Raw genomic sequence first — 19,459 nt, forward strand, 5'->3', positions numbered from 1 at the left:
GGAAAGAATGAGCCTAGTGAAGTGTAACTATAAGAAAACCACCTTGGCGATAGCCCTGCTGACGGCATGGGGCGCGCAGGCGGCTCCGCGTCAATGGGACGCCTATGAGATCGTCAACTTGGATGAGATGTTTTCTTTGGCATCCAGTCAGCTGCCCGCCACTCGTAACGGCTATGGTGGCGACATCAACAACCAGGGTGTGGTACTGGGCATTGCTCAGGGCGTCAACAACACCAGCGGTCTGGAAGACGACGGCATCATCGGCGAAGTGGAAGACGTCATTTTCCCCACCGTCGATGCGCTGAGCCCGGACATCAGTCGTGCCTTTCAGGGCAACAACTTTGCCTATGAGATTGATGAAGGCAATGGCTGGACCGCGGTCCACAGCCCCATCAACAACCAAAGTGCCCCGGATGATACCGACAATGATGCCACCTCTGATGCGTTCTACTTCGGCATTAAGGCCGACGGTGACGTACGGGTAGGGCGCACCTCCGGCACTCAATCCAAGGTGGCCGATCCCACTCCGGATGAAGGTGACGAGGATCCGTTCTTCTACGTTCGCGACTTCGATGCTCGCGGGGTGGTGCAGTCCGGTGGCAATGAGACCTTCCTGGTTCCCCCATACACCGAATACACCTCAGAGGTGTCCGGCTCATCCACTGTGGACATTGGTGGCTACTCGGTCGCCGCCGCCGTCAACACCCTGGATCAGATCACCGGTTACGTCGGTACCGCGCTGGCCAGTGGCTCCGAGGATGTGATCGACAGTTGCTGGAACGTGTACCTGGAAAACCCGACCACCGCCAATCCGATGGACGTGTGCATTCAGGCGCAGCAGAACAGTGGCACCATTCAATACCAGGTGCGGCCTGCCATATGGCAGTTGGACCCGGCCAGCGGCGCCGCTACCTTGACCAAGACTCTGGATCTGCCGTTTACGCCACTGGATAGCGATACCACGGTGTACACCGCCATGGGCCTGGGCATCAACGCCAGTGGCGTGGTGGTGGGTGAGTCCAACCAGCGTAACGACAGCAACAACCTGATGTCGTACCGCTGGGCTCAGATCTGGAAGCCTGACGGCACCATTCTCAGCCCCAGCAAGCTGAACGTTGAAGGCCTGCGCGGCTCTACCGCGACCGCCATTAACGATGGCGGCATCGCGGTCGGTACGGTACAGCGCTACATCAGCGGCTACCCAAGAACCAAGTTCTGGGTTTATGACGTCAATTCCGGCGAAGAGTACTACCGAGAGCCAAGCGACTTTAACCCCGGTGGCCAGACAGACCTGTCGTCGCTGGCCAAAGACATCAGCAATAACGGTCTGGTGGTGGGTAACATCGAAGTCGACGTGCAAGCGCAGCTGCCGCGTCGCCGCAACGCCTTCGTGTATGACTACGTGGCCGATGAGGCTGGCGACAGCAACACCTTCGTGAACCTCAACAACCTGCTGACCTGTAAATCGCGCGGCTTCGTGGCCGATGACAACGGCAGTGTGGTGGACGATGAGGGCAAGCGCTGGTCCAAGTTCATGATCACCGACGACACCACCTTCGCTCAGAGCATTACCTACGAAGCGGATTTCACCATTGTTGAAGCCAACGGCGTCAACGACAACGGTGAGATCGTTGGTACCGCGCTGGTGCAACTGCCGCGAGTCAAAGTGGAAAATGGCAAGGTAGTGACCGAAGAGGTGACCGATCCGGAAAGCGGCGAGACCGTGACTAAAATCGTCATCGAGACCGATGGTTTCGGTAAGCCGATTACCGATCAGTTGCCGCGTCCTGTGGTGCTGCGTGCCAACGCCGGCGAGAGCAGCTGTACCATCCCGCTGGAAACCGATGGTGACTCCACTCCGAACGAGCGTTCTGGTGCCTCGCTGCCACTGACCTGGGTACTGGCTCTGCTGCCACTGGCCTGGTTCCGTCGCCGCCGCTAAATCGCTTAATCAAGCTAGGATAAAAGAGGAGCCGGGCTCCTCTTTTTTTTTGTATAAAATAGTGCGTTTCTTCTCAGTAATTTAACTGAAATTCCTTTCTGTTGTCATAATTGGGGCTTGAACCCGGGCAAAAAATCGCCAATAGTGGTGACTGAGGCGACAGCCTCCTCAACCTGTAGACGGCAAAAAAGAAGGATGAGCGTTAAATGAAAAGACAAAAACGGGATCGTTTGGAAAGAGCACAAGCACGTGGATTTCAAGCAGGTTTGTCAGGGCGTTCAAAGGAGAATTGTCCCTATCAGTCGATGGACGCCAAAATGATGTGGCTGGGAGGATGGCGCGACGCCATTGACAGTCGGGTATCCGGAATGTTTAACAAGTAGAATTCGCAGTTCGTCTTACATGAGCCTCCGTTTACGGGGGCTTTTTTGTGGCTCAGGTTTATGGCGCGGCTGTGGGTCTGGATTGCCGCGAGAATCGGAGTACACTCAGAGCATTAGACATTTTATTCATCACAGCAGGGAAGGGCTATGAGCGACTCCAGCGTGTATCAGTTCAGTGCACAATCCAATCGACACGACACCATCGAATTTGAGCAATATCGCGGCCAGGTGCTGCTGGTGGTGAATACCGCCAGTGCCTGCGGGTTTACGCCTCAGTATGAGGGGCTGGAGAAACTGCAGCAGAAGTACAGTGATAAGGGCTTTAGCGTGTTGGCGTTCCCGTGCAACCAGTTTGGCAGTCAGGAGTCTGGCGATGACGAGGCGATACGGTCGTTTTGCGATCTGCAGTTCAATATCAGCTTTCCGTTGTTTGCCAAGATTGAGGTCAACGGCCGCCGGGCGCACCCGCTGTACGTGTGGCTGAAAAAGCAGAAAGGGGGCTTGCTGGGAGATGGGATCAAATGGAACTTTACCAAGTTCCTGATCGACCAACAGGGCAAGGTGGTGAAGCGCTATGCGCCCACCACCAAGCCGGAACAGATCGACAAGGACATTGCCGCGCTGCTTTAGAAGGTGCTGGTGTCCTGGAACACACCCACTTTCAGGTCGGTCGCCTGGTAGATCAGGCGGCCATCAACCATCAGGTCGGCGTCGGCCATGCCCATGATCAACTTGCGGTTGATGGTGCGCTTCAGGTGAATGTGGTAGGTCACCTTTTTCGACGTTGGCAGGATCTGACCGGTGAACTTCACTTCACCCACACCCAGAGCACGGCCTTTACCTTTGCCGCCTTGCCAGGCCAGGAAGAAGCCCACCAGCTGCCACATGGCATCCAGGCCCAGGCAGCCAGGCATTACCGGATCGGACTCGAAGTGGCAATCGAAGAACCACAGATCCGGATTGATATCCAGTTCGGCGATCAATTCACCTTTACCAAACTTACCGCCGGTATCGCTGATGCGGATGATGCGGTCCAGCATCAACATGTTGTCTTTCGGCAGACGGGGCGCGTCTGTACCAAACAGGGCACCATGGCCGCTGGCGATCAGTTCTTCTTTGCTAAATTGGTCGACCTTCTCAACGGGCAACTCGGCAGTAGCTTGCATAGCACGACATCCTCTAATTAAGATGCCACCAGATTAGCGAACGCGTGTTCACTAAACAACTCCGATCAGCTGAGTCTCAGTCGCTCTTTGATGCGATCCAGCAGTGTCAGTGGCTCGTCACCTGCACCGACCAGTTGAGCCAAGCGTAATTGCACCTTGCCATACAGGCTCTCTTCCGGGTACTGGTTGTCCTTATCGGCTTCGGCCAGGGGAATGTCGCTGACCAACTCCAACGCCTGTTCCACCTTATCGACCTGATACAGGTGGAAGCGCTTTTCAAGCACAGCTTGAATAACCTCATCACTGAGATTCAGCTGACGCATGTTAGCTGAAGGCAGGATGACCCCCTGGTCGCCGGTCAGGCCACGACTGTTGCAAACTCGAAAGAAGCCTTCAATTTTCTGGTTGATACCGCCAATTGCCTGCACGTTGCCGAACTGATCCACCGCGCCGGTCATGGCCATATTCTGAGCAATGGGGGCATCGGCGATGGCGGAGATCAGGCTGCAGTATTCTGCCAATGAGGCGCTGTCGCCATCGATGGTCTGGTAGGACTGTTCAAACACGATATTGGCATTGAGGTGCAGTGGCGCATCGCGGCCAAACAGTCGGTACAGGCAGGCGGACAAAATCATCATTCCCTTGGCGTGGATGTTGCCGCCGAGATCGGATTTGCGTTCGACGTCGGCCACTTCGCCGTCACCATAATGCACCGTGGTGGTGATTCGCGCCGGCTCACCGTAGCTGTGGCCACAATAATCCACCACCGTCAGGCCGTTGATCTGGCCCACCGCTTGTCCCTGGGTTTGAACCAGCACCATCTGCTCACGAATCGATTCATGGGACGACTCTTCCAGCGCGTTATGCATCTGGCTCTGCAGAGCGAGGGCAGCGTTGATCTCTTGCTCACTGACTTCGTCGCTGGTGCCACCATCCAGCAGCTTGAATAGCTTGTTGATCTCTGACCAGGACAGGCTCAGCTTCTCCTGGTGTTCCACCAGGCGGCTGGCATGGCGGGCCAATCGTGTGGCGGCGGCCGTGGACAACTCGCGCTGGCACAGGCGTCGACATTCGCCGTTGGCGGCGGTCATCCACTGGCTCTGCTGGTCGGCGTTTACCGCTTCCATCTCTGGCTGGCATTCGCCGTAGAGGTTGATGATGTCTGAAAAGTTGCTGTCAAAGCCGTTGAGGTTATCGTAATCCGCCGCACTGCCGATGATCACCACCTGGCATTGAACCGGTAGTTGGCGATCGCCCACAGAATAGTGACCGGTTTCCAGCGCCTGCTTGAGTGGCCACCACACCGATGGTCTATCCAGCAGATATTCCACCGGAATTGCCAACAGTCGAGTCTGGCCCAGCAACCCGGGGCTGGTAGCGCCATCGGTGCGAGTGTGGCCATAGAGCGCCTGGCGGGACAGGATTCGGTCTACCACCAACGAGTCACAGACCGAGTCGTTACTGGCTTGGCGACCCGAAACGCTGCCCAAAGTGGCAGAGTCGGTCAGGCGGTTAAGATCAGCCAGCACGGCCGGGCCGCTTAAGCCAACGGTGGTGCTCAAATACAGATGATTGGCGCTTTGAGCCACCAGCGCCTGCCAGCAGGCGATGAGCCGGCTCTGGCCCAGCAACAGGGCAGGGTACTCAGGGGCGGCATTGGGGGTGGCGGACTCAGAAAATTGTGGAAAAAGCTGGGTCTCTAGTAAGCGATAACTTTGGCGGTTGACCAACTGGCCGTACTCCATCAGCGGAAAAGCCGCCAATATACCACACTTCAGCGACCAAAATGCCAGCCAAGGGCAGGGGGCTGATCTCGGTTTTTTAATATGATACTGTATATTTATACAGTTATCGGTAAAAGGCGCACTTTGTGAACCAGCAAGCACCGGCCATGGCGTTGTTTGATACTTTGAAATATTTCGACCACCCCAATGATTATGTCAATAAATACATGGCATTACAGATTGAAGGCGGGGTGTCTGATGCCGGGTTAACCTACGAGTTGGCCTACGACTGGCTACTGGAACAAAAAGCCATTGAGAACAACTTCAAAAGCCATCGCAGTGAATTAACGACGTTTTTCCATTGGTTGTGGCAGGTGGAGCAATGTTCGATTTTGCAGGTGGACCGGCGCAGCTTGGCGCGTTACCTGGAGTTCTGCCAGCAACCCCCGGCAGAGCTTATCGGCTTTTGCAATGTACCGCAGTTTCAGCTTAAAGACGGTGAACGGCGGCCAAACCCAAAATGGCGGCCGTTTCTCGGCAAGAAAGACCTGGGTCAGGAGTTGGCGTACCAGCTGTCTCATTCGGCCATTCGCACCAAGTTGGCGCTGTTATCGGCATTCTTTTCCTATCTGATTGATGTGGACTTTGGCGACCGCAATCCGGCCGCCATTTTGTTGCGGGCCGGACGTTACAAGAACAATCAGCAACACCTGACCGCCCGTGAAGACGATGAAAACTTAAAGGCGTTCAGCGAACTGCAATGGTCTTATGTGATGGCATGCGTAGACAGGCTGGCCGAACAGAATCCGGACGAGCACCAGCGCAGCCGGTTTTTGATCAGTTTGATGTACAGCTGCTATCTGCGAATCTCTGAAGTGGCCGCCAGGCCGGGATTTTCGCCGGTGATGGGCCAGTTTCGACGGGATAAGAAAACCGGTGTCTGGGGCTTCTTTGTGCCGTTGAGTAAGTCCGGCAAATCTGGCACCGTGGCAGTGTCTGATGCGTTGCTGGATGCACTGAAACAGTATCGCGGCTATCTGGGATTGCCAGAACTGCCGGCACCGGACGAACAGACACCGTTATTTGTGCGGCATAAGGCATCGGCTCATGGTCGCGATGCCGGCGTGCGTCATGCCAATCTGGGCATTCGCCAGATTCGGGAAGTGATTGACGGCATCATTGCCAGTGCCGCCGATGATGCCGAGGCCGATGGACTGAACCAGGACGCCGCAGAGATGCGCACCATGACCACACACAGTTTGCGCCATACCGGCATCAGCCACGACATCAACATTCATCAGCGGCCGTTGTCCCATGTGCAGGCCGACGCCAGACACGACAGCATCGACACCACGTCGCGGTATCTGCACACCAGTCGGGTTGAACGTCATCAAAGCGCCGCGCGTAAGCCCATGGATGGCCTGGCGAATCAGGGGTAATGCCGATAACGCTATTTATCGGCTTCAAATGCGGGGCCTGTGTTCTAGGTCTCGTGTTCGATACGCAATTGCGCACAATGTATATTATGGTAAATTGAGTATAAATAGGATTGAAGCCCTATGGGCTCTGTCCCACTTGTTACCTGCAGCGTCATGTCGGCCTCGACCGTTCGCCATGGCGCTGTCCGCGTTATTCGTGTTCATCGCTCGTTTGTAGTCGGTACTGCTGTGATTACTCACGCCTAGTTACGAGTAAAACAACTGCTCCTGGCTAACGCCGTTGTTACTAAAGCGAATCAAGCCGGCGCCAATGACCTCTCCAATCTGCCTTTTACACCATGCCTTGTCGCCATCGACCATTACATCAGAGATTTGCATCTCATCGCCATGCTTTCTCAGTTCAGCAATGTACTGAGGCAGAGCATTTCTCTCTACCACTGCGCCGTTTTTGTCGAGAAGCCGATAACCGGCCGTCACATTATCCGCTATGACGTGAGGGTCTAAACTGCCAAAACCACTGGCATAGCCAGCTAACTTATCTTGTGCTGACATGGCTCTGTCCTTTATCGGTAACGCTGACACACCTTCGCAGTATAGTACTTGTCTGTAATGGTGATGATGGTGGAAGCTAATCCGAAACCATTCCGTGGAATTGCCGTCCGTAGGCTCCGGGCCAGACATCGCTGAATGGTTCGTGAAACATGCTGTGGTCGAATCCACAGCAAAGCCTAAATCGTTGAATGAGTTGTTAATTGGTAACAAGAAAGTGCTTAAGCGCGGTCTACATCGGCTCGGTCATAGCGACATTGCTGGCGTGATGTTGCACGGAAAACTCAGCCAACTGCCCTACTCTTTTTTGCGTCAGCAAGGCTGTACCTATCAGTAAACCTTAGGACTCCCAGGCTTTAAAGCGTTCCTGGTAGCTGAACACTTCAAAAGCGGGGACCTGGCCATTGAGTAGCACCGGAACATTGATGGTGCTTCGATCGCTACCGTCGCACTCTGGCGGCCATACGACCCAATCAATATCGTAGTACCACCACCCACTTTGGGATTCGCTGGATCGTTTCAATGCACAAGAATCGAACTGAGGGTCGGCCTGGGGATAGGCTTTTAGCATTGTCGCCACCACGACTCGAGAGGCTTTAATAGCGTCTCGCGGCGATAACGGGGGAAACGCTTCGTCGTCTAACCAGCGAGGATAATCCGCGCCGTTTTCCTCTCCAAAAGCAAATTTGAACAGCAACTCTTCAAAATAATACGAGTAGATCTTTACCATCATCGATTCCTGGTGGAATGCACAGTTAAGGAGAGGAACATCAGCAATACTGCTGACGGCGTATCTCTTATGGCGCGTTAGGCCATTAACGCTTCCGATGCTTGATGGAAATTCACCCGCTTAGCAAAGACTTTGAACTCAGCCACGTTGTCGTAGCTTACTCTGACAACCGAGGTGGCCGTCTTCAGCAGAATATGAAGCTTCCTTTTATGCCGATAGTAATCAATGACATCCAGTCTTAACGTTGCGACCACGTCTTTCAGAAGCTGAGTGGCGTTAACCTCATGGTCAACATGTACAATGATTCCATCACAGGCTTTAGACTCAACCTGCCCCCACGGGCAGGCCGATTGTTCTTGAGTATTTAACTGGATGATATCCTGCTCATGAGCGTAGATTTTCCCGACTCGTGCTGAGGCATTGAGCTGGTACACAACATCGTTGTTTTTCTCATCCCAAAATATCCCCTGAACAATGCCCTGTTCGGTAAAGACCTGTTTTATCCAATTGGCTTGATCGCGATGGCAGTGATGAAACGACAGTCTTTGACCAAGGGTAAACTTAGCCCGAGAGGCGGTGCGTTCCAAAGGTACAAAACCATTCAAACTTGCTGTTTTTATCTTCATTTCTGGTTCAAATTTTAAGGATACATCCAAGGGAACAACAGTTTAGATGAAAGAAAGCAAAGAAGAAATCAGCAGGTCTTAGTGAGGTCACGGTCACCTAAGCCCCCTACCCGTTCAATCTCTAGCTTCAGCCTGCCCACGCCTTGGGTTAATAAATAGTCAGCAACACCGTCGTTGCCAGCGACTGAGAGTCTCGTATAAGAAAGCTTCTATGGGTTTTTGCGGCAAGCGCTCTTTATGCTTTTTTGAGCGCTTGTTATTTACATTCAACTAGTGGTACAGCCCAAGTTTGCCAACCCGCCACAGTTACTAAACTAATTAGCCCCAAGCTGCACAGCACTAACCAATCTGAGCTTAGGTAATTCCAGAATAACAGTGCAAAAGGGATTACGATAACTAGCGACCAATAAGGAACGGAAAGAGCCCTATGGCAATGCTGACAATTCGCACTATTAATCGGACCTAAAAACAATTTTCTACGCTTTGAAAATGCAATTTTCTGACAGTGTGGGCAAACCAGATTTTTCACTGAACCTCCCTATGTATATAACGGTTCATTTGTTAGCTGTAACTTGGCTGACTGTGCGTCTCGAAGCACGACCGCAACCATCCTGATTGACATGGGGAATCATATCAACGCCAATTTCAGCAACGCGCAAGCAGGCGCGTCGGGTGGAGGGGCAACGCCCCGGAACGAACTGGAAATTTTTGTTATGCCTTGGGCACTCCCTTATCGGCTAATCTTTTTCTTATGAATTCGGAAAATTCGTAGGGAAGCTGGAACACAGTCTGCCGAAACCTATGACTGGAGTTGAAATGATTATTTATCTCAGATGCTCTAACTGCTTTTCTTTGCCAGTCAGGCTGTTCAATATCTACTAGATACTCAAAATCAATCGGAATGTAATATTCTTCACCAGAATCACCGTTTATATCCTTTTTTACATAGTCTGTTTTTGATTTACCAATGCCGATAACTCCAGTTCCGACATGGTATAAGCAGACAGGGCTGCCGGCTGATATATTTTGAATCGAGTATTTCTTTTCGTAATATGCTGAACCCTTTTTTTCTTTGACCATTTCCGTATAAACATTAGGCATATATGTTTTATTCGTATTCACAACATATAAACCGCTTTCTTGCTGTTTTGGAGCATCAGGTATTGGGCCAAATGGATCAAAATCAATATAGGCATCGTCTTTTATTTTAAATGTGCGGTAGACCTGAGCAATAATATCAATACCTTTAGCTTTCCAGTATGCAATAGCATCCCAAGTGTCATAGTCTAGTCCATGAGTTACAACTACAAAACGCTGCTTAGCATTAAATTTATCTTTATTTAAACTGTCTTCTAAGTCAAAAAAATCTTTATGCGCTTCTTGAAGGCTTATTTCTCCATGCTTCCCCCGCCTATATGACTGATAAAACCAATTCAACTTCTCATAGTCATATCTTCCGAATTTTTGCCCATATCTTAAAACTTGAAGAATATTTTCACTTCTACCTTCCCATCGCTTAAGTTCAAAAATGTGAATAGTACCTTCTTGATCTATTGCAATAATATCAGGCTCTTCTTGACGTTGCCGTTCTTGCATCAAAATCATTAATTGATCTGTGCGAACTAAATCATCAATTCTCTTTGCTATTATATTTTCTAAATCTTTCTCTTTTAAGTTTGAAGATGAAAGGCTTATTTCTTTGACTTTATCAATATCGGAATCGTTCTGACCTGGGTTTTTCCATTTATAAAGCATTTTTTTACTCTCATTTCTTTCTCAGAGGCATAACGCCTACCACAGCGGCTGGCAAAGCTGGCGCGTAATTACGCAGCAATTTGAAGGACGACTGCACAGCCTGCAGCACTGCCGACAAACCGATGGTATGCACCGAATTCGTGGCTCAGGAAACGCCAAACGCTTGCTTGGTGCTTAACAGGGTCGCATTTCACTATCTCATTTAACGAATCTTGCCTTCCAAGAGGCTCACTGCTGTCCGCTTCCTGGAAATTTTCTTATTGAATGCTCCAAGGCCCGCCTTTTGGAGAATTGGCACTGGGTTTCATCGAGGTCTCATTGACTAAGCGAGTACTGCAGGCATTGGCGCTTAGTGAGGGATCTTAAAATGGGTGTCTAGCTTACTCTATGTTAGGCCTTTAGAATGTAACGTAAAGCCCATTTTCAACAGCCTTTATAGCTGCCGTAAATTCGTTAATTGAAGAGAGAGATAATGTGCTCAGTGCCTTGTAAGTTTTTGTCAGATCCTCAGGCATTTGAAAGTACGAACCGCAACAGCCAGGGTCGAAGTTAGCTATGGGAAAACCAAGTAAGTGTTCTTTTGCTTCGCTAGGGAGGCGTTCTTGTAAAGGCAACCATAATTCCGCCAAACCAAAATCGTCCAGAACGTTATAGTATTTTGTAAGTGCAAAATCACCTAACTCTTGAATAGAGCCTGTCTCTAGTAGAGTCTTCCAATCGAGCTTTAATTTATTTCCCTCGTAAGGGTCTGTCAGTTCAGAGACATTTTCGTTTATAAACACAATTAAAGCAACTGTGCTTTCATCCGATAAAGATCTTTCTAGCACAGGCATTAATTCTTGTGAAAATGCATGCCAATCGAAGTCGTATACCTTATGTTCCATGAATACCTTAGAATTAGCCTAACGCCCGCATATTAGACAGCTGAAACGCAGTGGAAGCTGTCCTAAAATGGTGCGTTTGTTAGTTTTAACTATTTAATTATATTGTTATCAACTGATTGATAAGATCCCCAACCACCTTTGACGACTTTTTCTAGCTTACCTGAAACAATATTGAACGATACAATATACCTATCATACGAATACTCAGAATATTCATCGGAATGGAGTGATTCCTTATCTATAAAGCTAAGTAGAATATAACTCTTGAGTAGTTCTTTACTTTTTGCTTCCACATCAATATCTACAAATACTAATTTATCAGACTTTGTATTTGGATATGTTTTTGTGATTTCGATTATTGAGCCACTTTTAAGCTTGTTAATATCAATACCTTCGCTTGCTTGTGAGGTAAGCGGTAACAAAATACTGAAAATCATTGCAATAAATCTCATTAATACCTCGTGTAAAAACTAACGCCGAGTTAAGGGATGAACAACGCGGCCACCTTGCCTAAACCATTGTTCAGCAAACACTAAACCAGACTGGAACTGAAATCGCCAAGCGTTGTGAATCCGCCTAAAAAGCCTTGTTATGTTTCTTATTTTACAGATGTCTCTACTCTATACCTATTTGCTTAGTCCAATCCTTGAAGCCTAATTTTTTTGAAATAGAAATTAATGCAGCTTTCTCTTCATCTGTTGCGCTCTGTAGCAGGCTAGCCACCTCCTCTATTTGTTTTAGGTCATCTTCCTCAGTATATTCATCGTCATTACGCTCACTAGCTAAGTACTGCACTAAGTAAATTAATGACTTAAAAGTAGACTCCATAATACTCTCCTTATCAATTTAACCGACTTAGCGGTGAAGCAATCGGAAACATAACGCTGCACTTAGCGGGAGCCGGCCTGGCTGGAATGATCCTGACCCGATAAAATCAAGTTTAATCAGACACCCATACTAAGATAGCTCTGAAGCCATCACCTATACTGTGATTTTGTTAGTTTCAAGGATGAGACTATGCCCACAGCCAGAAGCCAACAGGTATCGTTGCAAGATACCCCGTTCTATCACTGCGTCAGTCGTTGTGTTCGCCGCAGTTTCCTTTGCGGCATCGATACGTACACCGGCATCAGTTACGAACACCGCCGCGACTGGGTTGAAAAACGGTTACTCGAATTAAGTCAGGCGTTTGCCATCGAAGTCTGTGCCTATGCGGTGATGAGTAACCATACCCATGTGGTACTGCATGTCGATGCCCAGCAGGCCAACGACTGGAGCACGTTGGAGGTACTTAATCGCTGGCACCGACTGTTTGCCGGAACTGAAGTTACTCGCCGTTATTGTGATGACGAGCAGCGTGACAATCTAGCCAGTGTTGAGCGCCACCAGGTTGAATGCAAAGCGGAGCTCTACCGTACTCGCCTGGTCGATTTAAGTTGGTTTATGCGCTCCCTCAACGAGTACATTGCTCGCGAAGCCAACAAAGAGGATGAGTGCACCGGGCGGTTCTGGGAGGGCCGTTTCAAATCTCAGGCCTTGCTCGATGAGCAGGCTCTGCTGGCGTGTATGGCTTACGTCGACCTCAACCCTATTCGTGCAGGCATCGCCAAAACCCCGGAGCAATCGGACTTTACCAGCATTCAGATGCGCATCCGCGCAGCCCTCCAAGGCAAACAGCCAGAGCCGCTAAAACCGTTTGATGCCAACAATTTGGGCCTGCATGCATTGCCGTGTCATCTCAATGATTATCTGGAACTGGTGGAGTTTACTGGTCGCGCCATCAGGGACGACAAAACCGGAGCCATCCCAGCCATCTGCGGCACGCTGCTACAACGACTCGATATCAACTTAGACAGCTGGATGGAGCTCACCGAAGGCTTTGAGTACCAGTTCTGCCACCTGGCAGGACGACTGCACAGTCTGCAGCACTGCCGACAAACCGATGGTATGCACCGAATTCGGGGCTCAGGAAACGCTAAGCGCCTGCTTGGTGCCTAACAGGGTCGCATTTCACTATCTCATTTAACGAATCTTGCCTTCCAAGAGGCTCACTGTTGTCCGTTTCCTGGAATTTTTCTTATTGAATGCTCCAAGGCCCGCCTTTTGGGGAACTGGCACTGAATCTCATCGAGGCCTCATTGCTCAAACTATGAGTGTGGCCACTGGCGCTTAGTGAAGGATTTTAAAATGGATGTCTATTTTATTCGGGGCCTGCATGCATTGCCGTGTCATCTCAATGATTATCTGGAACTGGTGGAGTTTACCGGTCGTGCCATCAGGGGCGACAAAACCGGGGCCATCCCAGCCTCCTGCGGCACGCTGTTGCAACGACTCGATATTGATTTAGACAGCTGGATGGAGCTCACCGAGGGCTTTGAGTACCAGTTCTGCCACTTGGCAGGGCGACTGCACAGCCTGCAGCACTGCCGGCAAACCGATGGCATGCACCGAATTCGAGGCTCAGGAAACGCTAAGCGTTTGCTTGGTGCTTAGTCGGTACGCACTCCACTATCTCATTTAACGAATCTTGCCTTCCAAGAGGCTCACTGTTGTCCGCTTTTTGGGAATTTTTTTATTGAATGCTCCAGGACCCGTCTTTTGGGGAATTGGCACTGGATTTCATCGAGCCCACATTGCTTAAACCAAAAGTGCGGGCACTAGCGGTTAGTGAAGAATTTTAAAATGGGTGTCTAATTTACTAGCTGTATCGTATAGGGATATATTCATTGGCAACTAACGCCGCATTAAGGGGTGAACAACGCCACCACTAAACCTAAAGCTTTCTATCGTAAACACTAAATTAGAAGTAGAACAAAAAATGCCAAGAGTTGTGAATTGATCCTGACCCGATAAAGTGGACACGGATTTGTTATGCTACGACTCTCTCATATTGCTGCGGACTTTGATAGCCCAGGCTTGAGTGCAATCGACGACGGTTATAGAACTGGTCAATGTAGTTAGCCAGTTCGTCTTTCAATTTCCATTGATCTCGAAACCGTGCTCCTTGGAACATTTCCCCCTTCAACGTATGGAAAAATGACTCCACTTCGGCATTGTCGGTGCAACACCCTGCACGGTTCAAACTGTGCTTAATGCCGTAACGTTTGTAGTAGCCCTGAAGGTTCTCATTCAGGTACTCAATGCCACGATCTGAGTGGAACAAGAGCCCCTCTTTCGGTCGTCTTGTGCGTACAGCTTTTACTAGCGCTCCCTCGGTCAATTTTGACGTCCGATTATCACTGAAAGACCAGCCCACGACCTTTCTCGAAAACAGGTCGATGATGACCGCCAGGTAATACCATTTCCGCCCCAGCTTCAAGTAAGTCACGTCACCAGACCACTGCTCATTAACGGTACTTGGGGCCTCGCATTTCAATCTCAGGTTCTCCGTTGCCTTCAGGGTCTGCCGTCGTTTGTTCATTTGCCGGTAAACCCGAACTGAGCGGGCTTTAAGGCCAAGTTCGCGCATTAACCTTGCCACCCGCTTCCGTGCTACACAAATGCCTTGCAGCTTAAGTTGAGCATGAATTCTGGGACTGCCATAGCGCTCTTTAGACAACCGGAAAAGACGTTGAATTTCTTGGCTCAACGTTTTGTCGCTTTGTGCCCGTTGACTTGGTTGACGCTTCTTCCAAGCATAAAAGCCTGATCGTGACACACCTACAAACTGGCACAGCCGCGACAATCGAATTTTCCCCTGATAGCGCGCTATGAACCGGAAGGATTCCTCCTTTCCTCGGCTTGAAACCGTTGCCACTTTTTTAGGAGGTCATTCTCCAGTTCCAGTTCTGCGAGTCGCCTTTTTAGCTGGTTGATCTCATCGCTCTTTGAGAGCGGCTCTGATTGATTTTTGTTCTTTTTGGACATGCCCCATTTGCCATCTCGATACTCTTTGCGCCAACGAGACAACATGAACGGATGAATGTCCAGTGCTTGAGCTACTTCCTTCACTGACCGGTGAGGAAGATGTGACCAGGTTACTGCTTTAACCTTGAACTCAACGCTGTACTGCTGGGTTCGTTTTCCTGTCTTGTAGGCAGGCATTTTGACACCTTAATCTAACGATTTTGGTGTCCACTAAAGCGGGTCAACTTCAAATCACTCTTAAATGCTTTGTTAGGTTTTTACTCAAATAGTTCGTTAAACTTCTCTGAATCCCACACAGAAACAATTGGTGAGTCTGATACCACTGCTTTACTAAAGCCATACTTTTCACTTTGAGTAACGAAAGCTATAGGAGCACTTTTATATAATAGGGCTACAGAGTTACCATCAGCGGACCATAAGAAGCTAAAATCTTGCTCTGCTGTTTTTGCAATAACTGCTACTTCAGAAGCTAGACCTTCATGTAATTGTGGTGGTTCTCCTGCCCTCATTTTCTGTTTCCAAGTTTCCTCAGAAACAGGATCGTACTGTATGTATGCGACAGCGTCTCGTTCTGGTTTTTGAGTCTCTGGCTTAGTTAAGTAAAGCACTCCAGACTGGTCAAACTCATCGAGAATTGCATAACGATCAGAGACTTTATTATATGAGCTTAAAAACAAATCCTCGGACATTACTACTCCTGACATCAAAGTACACAAGATAAATATTATTTGCTTCATGTTACTCCGAAAACCTAACGCGCCTGTTTAGCGGCGCAATTGGGCTTGCTAAAATCTTGTGAGGGACGAGCAACAGCAAGCCATGTATTGCGTCCGGCTACAACGTCTTGTTATAATTCTTTTTCATCCAAATATATAGATATGTATTCACCGTGAATATGTGCATTTTTAGCACCTGTATCTTTTAGAGCTTTCTGTAGCTGCGGGCTAAGATGTTCTGAGAGCTTGAAACTAGTAAACACGTTTCTCCCGCACTTATTTAAAACCTTATTCACTCTATTTTTCCACGTTAAATATTCAGCCTCATTGCCATTGAAGATGACGACATACTTTAGACTCGGAGCGAATGGGATATCTGAACTTGTTTCATGCAACGTTATGTCCTCATCCAGAAGCGAAGAAAAATCTTCGACACATTCAGACTGAATAATCAAAGGTGTTATCAACTTCTCACTATTAGCAGACTTCGGAAGCCAATAGCCTAGCCCTATACCGATGACTAAAGCTACAAGAGTAGATATCGAATACCTGATAAAATTCATGCTTCCTCGATTGAATTATAACAGCTTATTATGCGGCGATTCGCCGCCTTTCCTACCCAAGAATTGTGCCGCCTATCATTCCTGGGGATCTTGTATGGTTTTCGAATATAACTCTGTTTCTCTGAGCTTTCTTCCATACTTGGCTCTTGCTGTGAAGCATGCAAGGCGGATGTTGCTGGAGCAAAAGCGGCGACTGCGTTCGAACTGTATAAATAAACAGTGTTGTAAGCAATCTCAACGTGAGCAACCACAAACCACTAACGTATTGAAAATAAACGGTAATGATGTTTAGAAAATCAAAATCTGGCCGAGCTCCGCCATAGGATGAGTCGCGGTGCTCACCATTTAGGCTACACATTCACTTATGTGGCTGATTTTTATGGCTGTTTACGCTACACCCTTCCACGTGTGATTTGAAGGGATAAACTCACAGTTTGAGGTCTGATTGGACAAAATTACTACTTCAAATTAGCTTGTTAGTTAACAGCACTTTGAGGGAAAACGACGATGCAATGGATTCTGGTTGCTCTGCTGGTGGGGCTGTATCTGTTCTTGGGGCAGTTTATCGCCGGTGCCATTGAGCGTTATGGCAATAAAAAATCGGTGGCTGTGTACCGCATTAGTTACCTAATCAAAACGGTACGCATGTTGCTCTCCATTGGCTTGCTGCTGGCTGTATTTGTGGTGCTTGGGGTGGAATACAAAGAGTTGGCGGTGCTGGCCTCATCCATTTTCGCCGTGGTGGGCGTGGCACTGTTTGCCCAGTGGTCGATTCTGAGCAACATCACCGCCAGCTTTGTGATTTTCTTTGCCTTTCCCTATCGGGTGGGTGACTACATCAAGGTGGTGGATAAAGACGACGACATCTCCGGCGTCGTCGAAGAGATTGCCCTGTTTCATGTGCTGATACGTCAAGGCGACAAGTTGTTCACCTACCCCAACTCGCTGATCCTGCAAAAATCGGTCATTAAACTGCCCCACCCGGCTAACACTGACGCTCAGCATAGTAATAATGCGCAGCCCATAGACAACCAGCCTGGTTAACGTTGATGGTTATCGGCGCGCGTGGTCTGTTTCAATAGATAGGCACAGATCACAACGATGGCGGCAACCCCCAACTCCCCGCCTAAACGCCAGGTTGGCAGCGGCTCACCGATGAACGCGATATAAAGCGCAATGGCGACGCCCATCAATGCCTCTCCGGTGATCAGCCCGGAGGCCAACAGCACACCGCGGTTATCGTTGTTGTGGCTGCCATCGGTTTGCTTTCGGGCTTTGTGTCTTGCAACCAAAGCCGCTAACACGCCGCCGACGAAGATGGGCACCGACAGACCCAGTGGCAAGTAGATGCCCACCGCCACTGCCAGCACCGGGAATCGGAACGACGCGTTGCGCCGCTGCTGATAGCTGTCCAGGGCAATCAATACTGCCGCCAGCACGAAGCCCATGTAGATAAAGTTCCACTCGATCCCCTGACCGAAAATCCCCTGTGCCAGAGCCATCATCAGCCCGGCCTGGGGGGCGGCCAGTACGCGGCTGGGATCACCACCCTCAAGGGGGCGACCGATGCCGTAGCCCGCATCCAGCACACTGAGGATCAGCGGGATAACCAACGCCGCCGAGAGTACGCCGACTACCTGAAACAGTTGCTGTCGCCACGGGGTGGCACCCACCAGATGGCCACACTTGAGATCCTGCATGTTGTCGCCGGCAATGGCGGCGGCGGAGCAGATAAGTGCGGCCAGATAGATCACCGCGATCGGCCCGAGTACGGCGCCGGGCCCGTCCCGGCCCATGATGTTGACCAGGATTAATGCCGAGGTGATCACCGTGGCGATGGTAACGCCGGAGATGGGGTTGTTGGAACTGCCCACCAGGCCCGCCATGTAACCGGCCACCGAGGCGAACAGGAAACCCAGCACCAGCATCAGTACGGTCATCAGCGCCGCAACCATCAACTTGTATTCATAGTCGGCCATGGCGACGTAGAAGATGGCATACAGCGGAATGATGGCGAAGGCCGCCACCAGCAGGACGATGGAAAACGGCGTATCGGCTTCGGTTCGGGGCAAGGCAGCGTCAAGGCCACTGCGGTGGCTGCGATAGGCTTTTAACGAGGCTCGCACGCCTTTGCTGAGCGGCCCAGCCAGAGATACCAAAGACCAGAGCCCGCCTACCATCATGGCGCCGACGCCGATGTAGCGACACTTCTGCCAGGCTGCGGTGGCGATGCTGCCCCACTGCTGAGTGCCGATCTGATCCATTGCCATCCCCGGGCTCAGTCCCGCCGCTAGCAGTATCGCTTCCCTGTTGAGCAACCAATTGAGCGGTACGCCAATAAGGGTACCGATGACGCCGCCGAGAAACACCAGCACCGCGATGTTGATGCCAACGATGTAACCCACGCCGATCAGCGCCGGACTCAAGGTGATGCCACCGCTGAACAGATAGCTGCCGCCGAACCAGTTGCGGACGGTGCCAATGCCGCCGGCAACCAGTCCCAGGCCGGACTCCATCAATTTGTAGAGTGCCCCCAGTACACTTGCCTGGGCCAACAATCCGATGTTTGCATTCGGCGCTGCGGTGTCTTGTTGATCCGGGCTGTCCTTGTTGGTTTCAATGCCGCCGGTTTTTAGCACCTCTGCAGTAGCCAGGCCTTCGGGGTAAGTGAGCCTGGCTTCTACGATCAGCGCTCGCCTTAAAGGAATGGTAAAGGCGACGCCCAGTATGCCGCCGACCACGGCGATGGAAACCATGGGCCAGTAATGGTAGCCCTGCCAGGCCTGCATCATCACCAGCGCCGGAATGGTAAAGATGATCCCCGCCACCAGCGACTCTCCGGCGGAAGCGGAGGTCTGCACCATGTTGTTTTCCAGGATGTTCGAACGGCGAAACAGTCGCAGTATTCCCAGGGAAGCGGCGGCGGCGGGAATCGAGGCAGAAACCGTCATTCCCACCAGCAAGCCGATGTAGGCGTTGGCGGCGGCCAGCAGTACCGACAGCATCATGCCCAGGATCAGCGCCTTAAGCGTGATCTCATTCAGTTGTTGTTGGGGGCCGACAACGGGTGGCGGAAGCGGTTGATTCATCGGTGTTCATCCAAGCACTGCGCTAG

Annotated in this window: 20 protein-coding genes; 7 read left to right on the forward strand and 13 right to left on the reverse strand. The window is 50.4% G+C overall.

Going from position 1 to position 19,459, the window contains the following annotated elements:
* Window positions 1-7 precede the first annotated feature (7 nt).
* The 3 genes from J8Z22_RS11100 to J8Z22_RS11110 all read left to right on the forward strand — a co-directional run bounded on the left by J8Z22_RS11100 (window position 8) and on the right by J8Z22_RS11110 (window position 2,955).
* On the forward strand, window positions 8-1,942 hold the full coding sequence (locus J8Z22_RS11100) for a DUF3466 family protein (protein ID WP_252010398.1): 1,935 nt from the start codon (window positions 8-10) through the stop codon (window positions 1,940-1,942).
* Between the two features lie 206 nt (window positions 1,943-2,148).
* Window positions 2,149-2,325, forward strand: a complete 177-nt coding sequence (gene rmf, locus J8Z22_RS11105; RefSeq protein ID WP_084144401.1) for a ribosome modulation factor — start codon at window positions 2,149-2,151, stop codon at window positions 2,323-2,325.
* 147 nt (window positions 2,326-2,472) lie between these two features.
* A complete protein-coding gene (locus J8Z22_RS11110; RefSeq protein ID WP_028112777.1) occupies window positions 2,473-2,955 on the forward strand; it encodes a glutathione peroxidase in 483 nt (160 codons plus the stop codon).
* On the opposite strand, the gene fabA is transcribed toward J8Z22_RS11110, so the two are convergent.
* Together fabA and J8Z22_RS11120 are read right to left on the reverse strand one after the other, a co-directional pair.
* A complete protein-coding gene (gene fabA, locus J8Z22_RS11115; RefSeq protein WP_028112778.1) occupies window positions 2,952-3,491 on the reverse strand; it encodes a bifunctional 3-hydroxydecanoyl-ACP dehydratase/trans-2-decenoyl-ACP isomerase in 540 nt (179 codons plus the stop codon). The genes J8Z22_RS11110 and fabA overlap by 4 nt on opposite strands.
* A 65-nt stretch (window positions 3,492-3,556) precedes the next feature.
* Entirely contained in the window at window positions 3,557-5,254 is a 1,698-nt protein-coding gene (locus J8Z22_RS11120) for a S16 family serine protease (protein WP_252010399.1), read from the reverse strand.
* 128 nt (window positions 5,255-5,382) lie between these two features.
* Between J8Z22_RS11120 and J8Z22_RS11125 the strand changes: the two genes are divergently transcribed.
* Window positions 5,383-6,654: a site-specific integrase gene (locus tag J8Z22_RS11125; RefSeq protein WP_252010473.1), complete on the forward strand. Its 1,272-nt coding sequence runs from the start codon at window positions 5,383-5,385 to the stop codon at window positions 6,652-6,654.
* 246 nt (window positions 6,655-6,900) lie between these two features.
* On the opposite strand, the gene J8Z22_RS11130 is transcribed toward J8Z22_RS11125, so the two are convergent.
* The 7 genes from J8Z22_RS11130 to J8Z22_RS11160 form a co-directional block, all read right to left on the reverse strand.
* Window positions 6,901-7,206, reverse strand: coding sequence for a hypothetical protein (locus tag J8Z22_RS11130; RefSeq protein WP_252010400.1), 306 nt, complete (start codon window positions 7,204-7,206; stop codon window positions 6,901-6,903).
* Window positions 7,207-7,543: 337 nt separating this feature from the next.
* The gene (locus J8Z22_RS11135) at window positions 7,544-7,936 is read right to left on the reverse strand and encodes a hypothetical protein (RefSeq protein ID WP_252010401.1); all 393 of its coding nucleotides are present in this window, start codon (window positions 7,934-7,936) and stop codon (window positions 7,544-7,546) included.
* 74 nt (window positions 7,937-8,010) lie between these two features.
* On the reverse strand, window positions 8,011-8,559 hold the full coding sequence (locus J8Z22_RS11140) for a hypothetical protein (protein ID WP_252010402.1): 549 nt from the start codon (window positions 8,557-8,559) through the stop codon (window positions 8,011-8,013).
* A 711-nt stretch (window positions 8,560-9,270) separates the two neighbouring features.
* Entirely contained in the window at window positions 9,271-10,314 is a 1,044-nt protein-coding gene (locus J8Z22_RS11145) for a hypothetical protein (protein ID WP_252010403.1), read from the reverse strand.
* A gap of 398 nt (window positions 10,315-10,712) precedes the next feature.
* Window positions 10,713-11,198: a hypothetical protein gene (locus tag J8Z22_RS11150; RefSeq protein ID WP_252010404.1), complete on the reverse strand. Its 486-nt coding sequence runs from the start codon at window positions 11,196-11,198 to the stop codon at window positions 10,713-10,715.
* 89 nt (window positions 11,199-11,287) lie between these two features.
* Window positions 11,288-11,650: a hypothetical protein gene (locus J8Z22_RS11155; protein WP_252010405.1), complete on the reverse strand. Its 363-nt coding sequence runs from the start codon at window positions 11,648-11,650 to the stop codon at window positions 11,288-11,290.
* A 163-nt stretch (window positions 11,651-11,813) separates the two neighbouring features.
* A complete protein-coding gene (locus tag J8Z22_RS11160) occupies window positions 11,814-12,026 on the reverse strand; it encodes a hypothetical protein (RefSeq protein ID WP_252010406.1) in 213 nt (70 codons plus the stop codon).
* Between the two features lie 189 nt (window positions 12,027-12,215).
* Between J8Z22_RS11160 and J8Z22_RS11165 the strand changes: the two genes are divergently transcribed.
* Together J8Z22_RS11165 and J8Z22_RS11170 are read left to right on the forward strand one after the other, a co-directional pair.
* Window positions 12,216-13,196, forward strand: a complete 981-nt coding sequence (locus J8Z22_RS11165; protein ID WP_252010407.1) for a transposase — start codon at window positions 12,216-12,218, stop codon at window positions 13,194-13,196.
* Window positions 13,197-13,385: 189 nt separating this feature from the next.
* On the forward strand, window positions 13,386-13,691 hold the full coding sequence (locus J8Z22_RS11170; protein ID WP_252010408.1) for a hypothetical protein: 306 nt from the start codon (window positions 13,386-13,388) through the stop codon (window positions 13,689-13,691).
* Between the two features lie 376 nt (window positions 13,692-14,067).
* On the opposite strand, the gene J8Z22_RS11175 is transcribed toward J8Z22_RS11170, so the two are convergent.
* The 3 genes from J8Z22_RS11175 to J8Z22_RS11185 form a co-directional block, all read right to left on the reverse strand.
* Window positions 14,068-15,242 (reverse strand): IS3 family transposase gene (locus tag J8Z22_RS11175; RefSeq protein ID WP_252010409.1). Its coding sequence is split into 2 segments (ribosomal slippage): window positions 14,068-14,963 and window positions 14,963-15,242, totalling 1,176 coding nucleotides; the frame shifts between segments, so codons are not numbered across the junction.
* Window positions 15,243-15,322: 80 nt separating this feature from the next.
* Complete coding sequence (locus J8Z22_RS11180) at window positions 15,323-15,754, reverse strand: hypothetical protein (protein ID WP_252010410.1); 432 nt, start codon at window positions 15,752-15,754, stop codon at window positions 15,323-15,325.
* A gap of 158 nt (window positions 15,755-15,912) precedes the next feature.
* On the reverse strand, window positions 15,913-16,344 hold the full coding sequence (locus J8Z22_RS11185) for a hypothetical protein (protein WP_252010411.1): 432 nt from the start codon (window positions 16,342-16,344) through the stop codon (window positions 15,913-15,915).
* 507 nt (window positions 16,345-16,851) lie between these two features.
* Between J8Z22_RS11185 and J8Z22_RS11190 the strand changes: the two genes are divergently transcribed.
* Window positions 16,852-17,388, forward strand: a complete 537-nt coding sequence (locus J8Z22_RS11190; protein WP_028112955.1) for a mechanosensitive ion channel domain-containing protein — start codon at window positions 16,852-16,854, stop codon at window positions 17,386-17,388.
* On the opposite strand, the gene J8Z22_RS11195 is transcribed toward J8Z22_RS11190, so the two are convergent.
* Window positions 17,385-19,433 carry an OPT family oligopeptide transporter gene (locus tag J8Z22_RS11195; RefSeq protein ID WP_252010412.1) on the reverse strand — a complete coding sequence of 683 codons (2,049 nt, stop codon included), beginning with the start codon at window positions 19,431-19,433 and terminating at the stop codon, window positions 17,385-17,387. The two genes, J8Z22_RS11190 and J8Z22_RS11195, sit on opposite strands and share 4 nt — an antisense overlap.
* Between the last annotated feature and the right edge of the window lie 26 nt (window positions 19,434-19,459).

The organism is Ferrimonas sp. SCSIO 43195, assembly GCF_023716685.1.
GTDB classification, from domain to species: domain Bacteria; phylum Pseudomonadota; class Gammaproteobacteria; order Enterobacterales; family Shewanellaceae; genus Ferrimonas; species Ferrimonas kyonanensis.

What these genes read in the sequence shown, in the direction of transcription:
- J8Z22_RS11100 (WP_252010398.1), top strand. Translation starts at nt 8, where the DNA reads ATGAGCCTAGTGAAGTGTAACTATAAGAAAACCACCTTGGCGATAGCC.
- rmf (WP_084144401.1), top strand. Translation starts at nt 2,149, where the DNA reads ATGAAAAGACAAAAACGGGATCGTTTGGAAAGAGCACAAGCACGTGGA.
- J8Z22_RS11110 (WP_028112777.1), top strand. Translation starts at nt 2,473, where the DNA reads ATGAGCGACTCCAGCGTGTATCAGTTCAGTGCACAATCCAATCGACAC.
- fabA (WP_028112778.1), bottom strand. Translation starts at nt 3,491, where the DNA reads ATGCAAGCTACTGCCGAGTTGCCCGTTGAGAAGGTCGACCAATTTAGC.
- J8Z22_RS11125 (WP_252010473.1), top strand. Translation starts at nt 5,383, where the DNA reads ATGGCGTTGTTTGATACTTTGAAATATTTCGACCACCCCAATGATTAT.
- J8Z22_RS11130 (WP_252010400.1), bottom strand. Translation starts at nt 7,206, where the DNA reads ATGTCAGCACAAGATAAGTTAGCTGGCTATGCCAGTGGTTTTGGCAGT.
- J8Z22_RS11135 (WP_252010401.1), bottom strand. Translation starts at nt 7,936, where the DNA reads ATGATGGTAAAGATCTACTCGTATTATTTTGAAGAGTTGCTGTTCAAA.
- J8Z22_RS11140 (WP_252010402.1), bottom strand. Translation starts at nt 8,559, where the DNA reads ATGAAGATAAAAACAGCAAGTTTGAATGGTTTTGTACCTTTGGAACGC.
- J8Z22_RS11145 (WP_252010403.1), bottom strand. Translation starts at nt 10,314, where the DNA reads ATGCTTTATAAATGGAAAAACCCAGGTCAGAACGATTCCGATATTGAT.
- J8Z22_RS11150 (WP_252010404.1), bottom strand. Translation starts at nt 11,198, where the DNA reads ATGGAACATAAGGTATACGACTTCGATTGGCATGCATTTTCACAAGAA.
- J8Z22_RS11155 (WP_252010405.1), bottom strand. Translation starts at nt 11,650, where the DNA reads ATGAGATTTATTGCAATGATTTTCAGTATTTTGTTACCGCTTACCTCA.
- J8Z22_RS11160 (WP_252010406.1), bottom strand. Translation starts at nt 12,026, where the DNA reads ATGGAGTCTACTTTTAAGTCATTAATTTACTTAGTGCAGTACTTAGCT.
- J8Z22_RS11165 (WP_252010407.1), top strand. Translation starts at nt 12,216, where the DNA reads ATGCCCACAGCCAGAAGCCAACAGGTATCGTTGCAAGATACCCCGTTC.
- J8Z22_RS11170 (WP_252010408.1), top strand. Translation starts at nt 13,386, where the DNA reads ATGGATGTCTATTTTATTCGGGGCCTGCATGCATTGCCGTGTCATCTC.
- J8Z22_RS11180 (WP_252010410.1), bottom strand. Translation starts at nt 15,754, where the DNA reads ATGTCCGAGGATTTGTTTTTAAGCTCATATAATAAAGTCTCTGATCGT.
- J8Z22_RS11185 (WP_252010411.1), bottom strand. Translation starts at nt 16,344, where the DNA reads ATGAATTTTATCAGGTATTCGATATCTACTCTTGTAGCTTTAGTCATC.
- J8Z22_RS11190 (WP_028112955.1), top strand. Translation starts at nt 16,852, where the DNA reads ATGCAATGGATTCTGGTTGCTCTGCTGGTGGGGCTGTATCTGTTCTTG.
- J8Z22_RS11195 (WP_252010412.1), bottom strand. Translation starts at nt 19,433, where the DNA reads ATGAATCAACCGCTTCCGCCACCCGTTGTCGGCCCCCAACAACAACTG.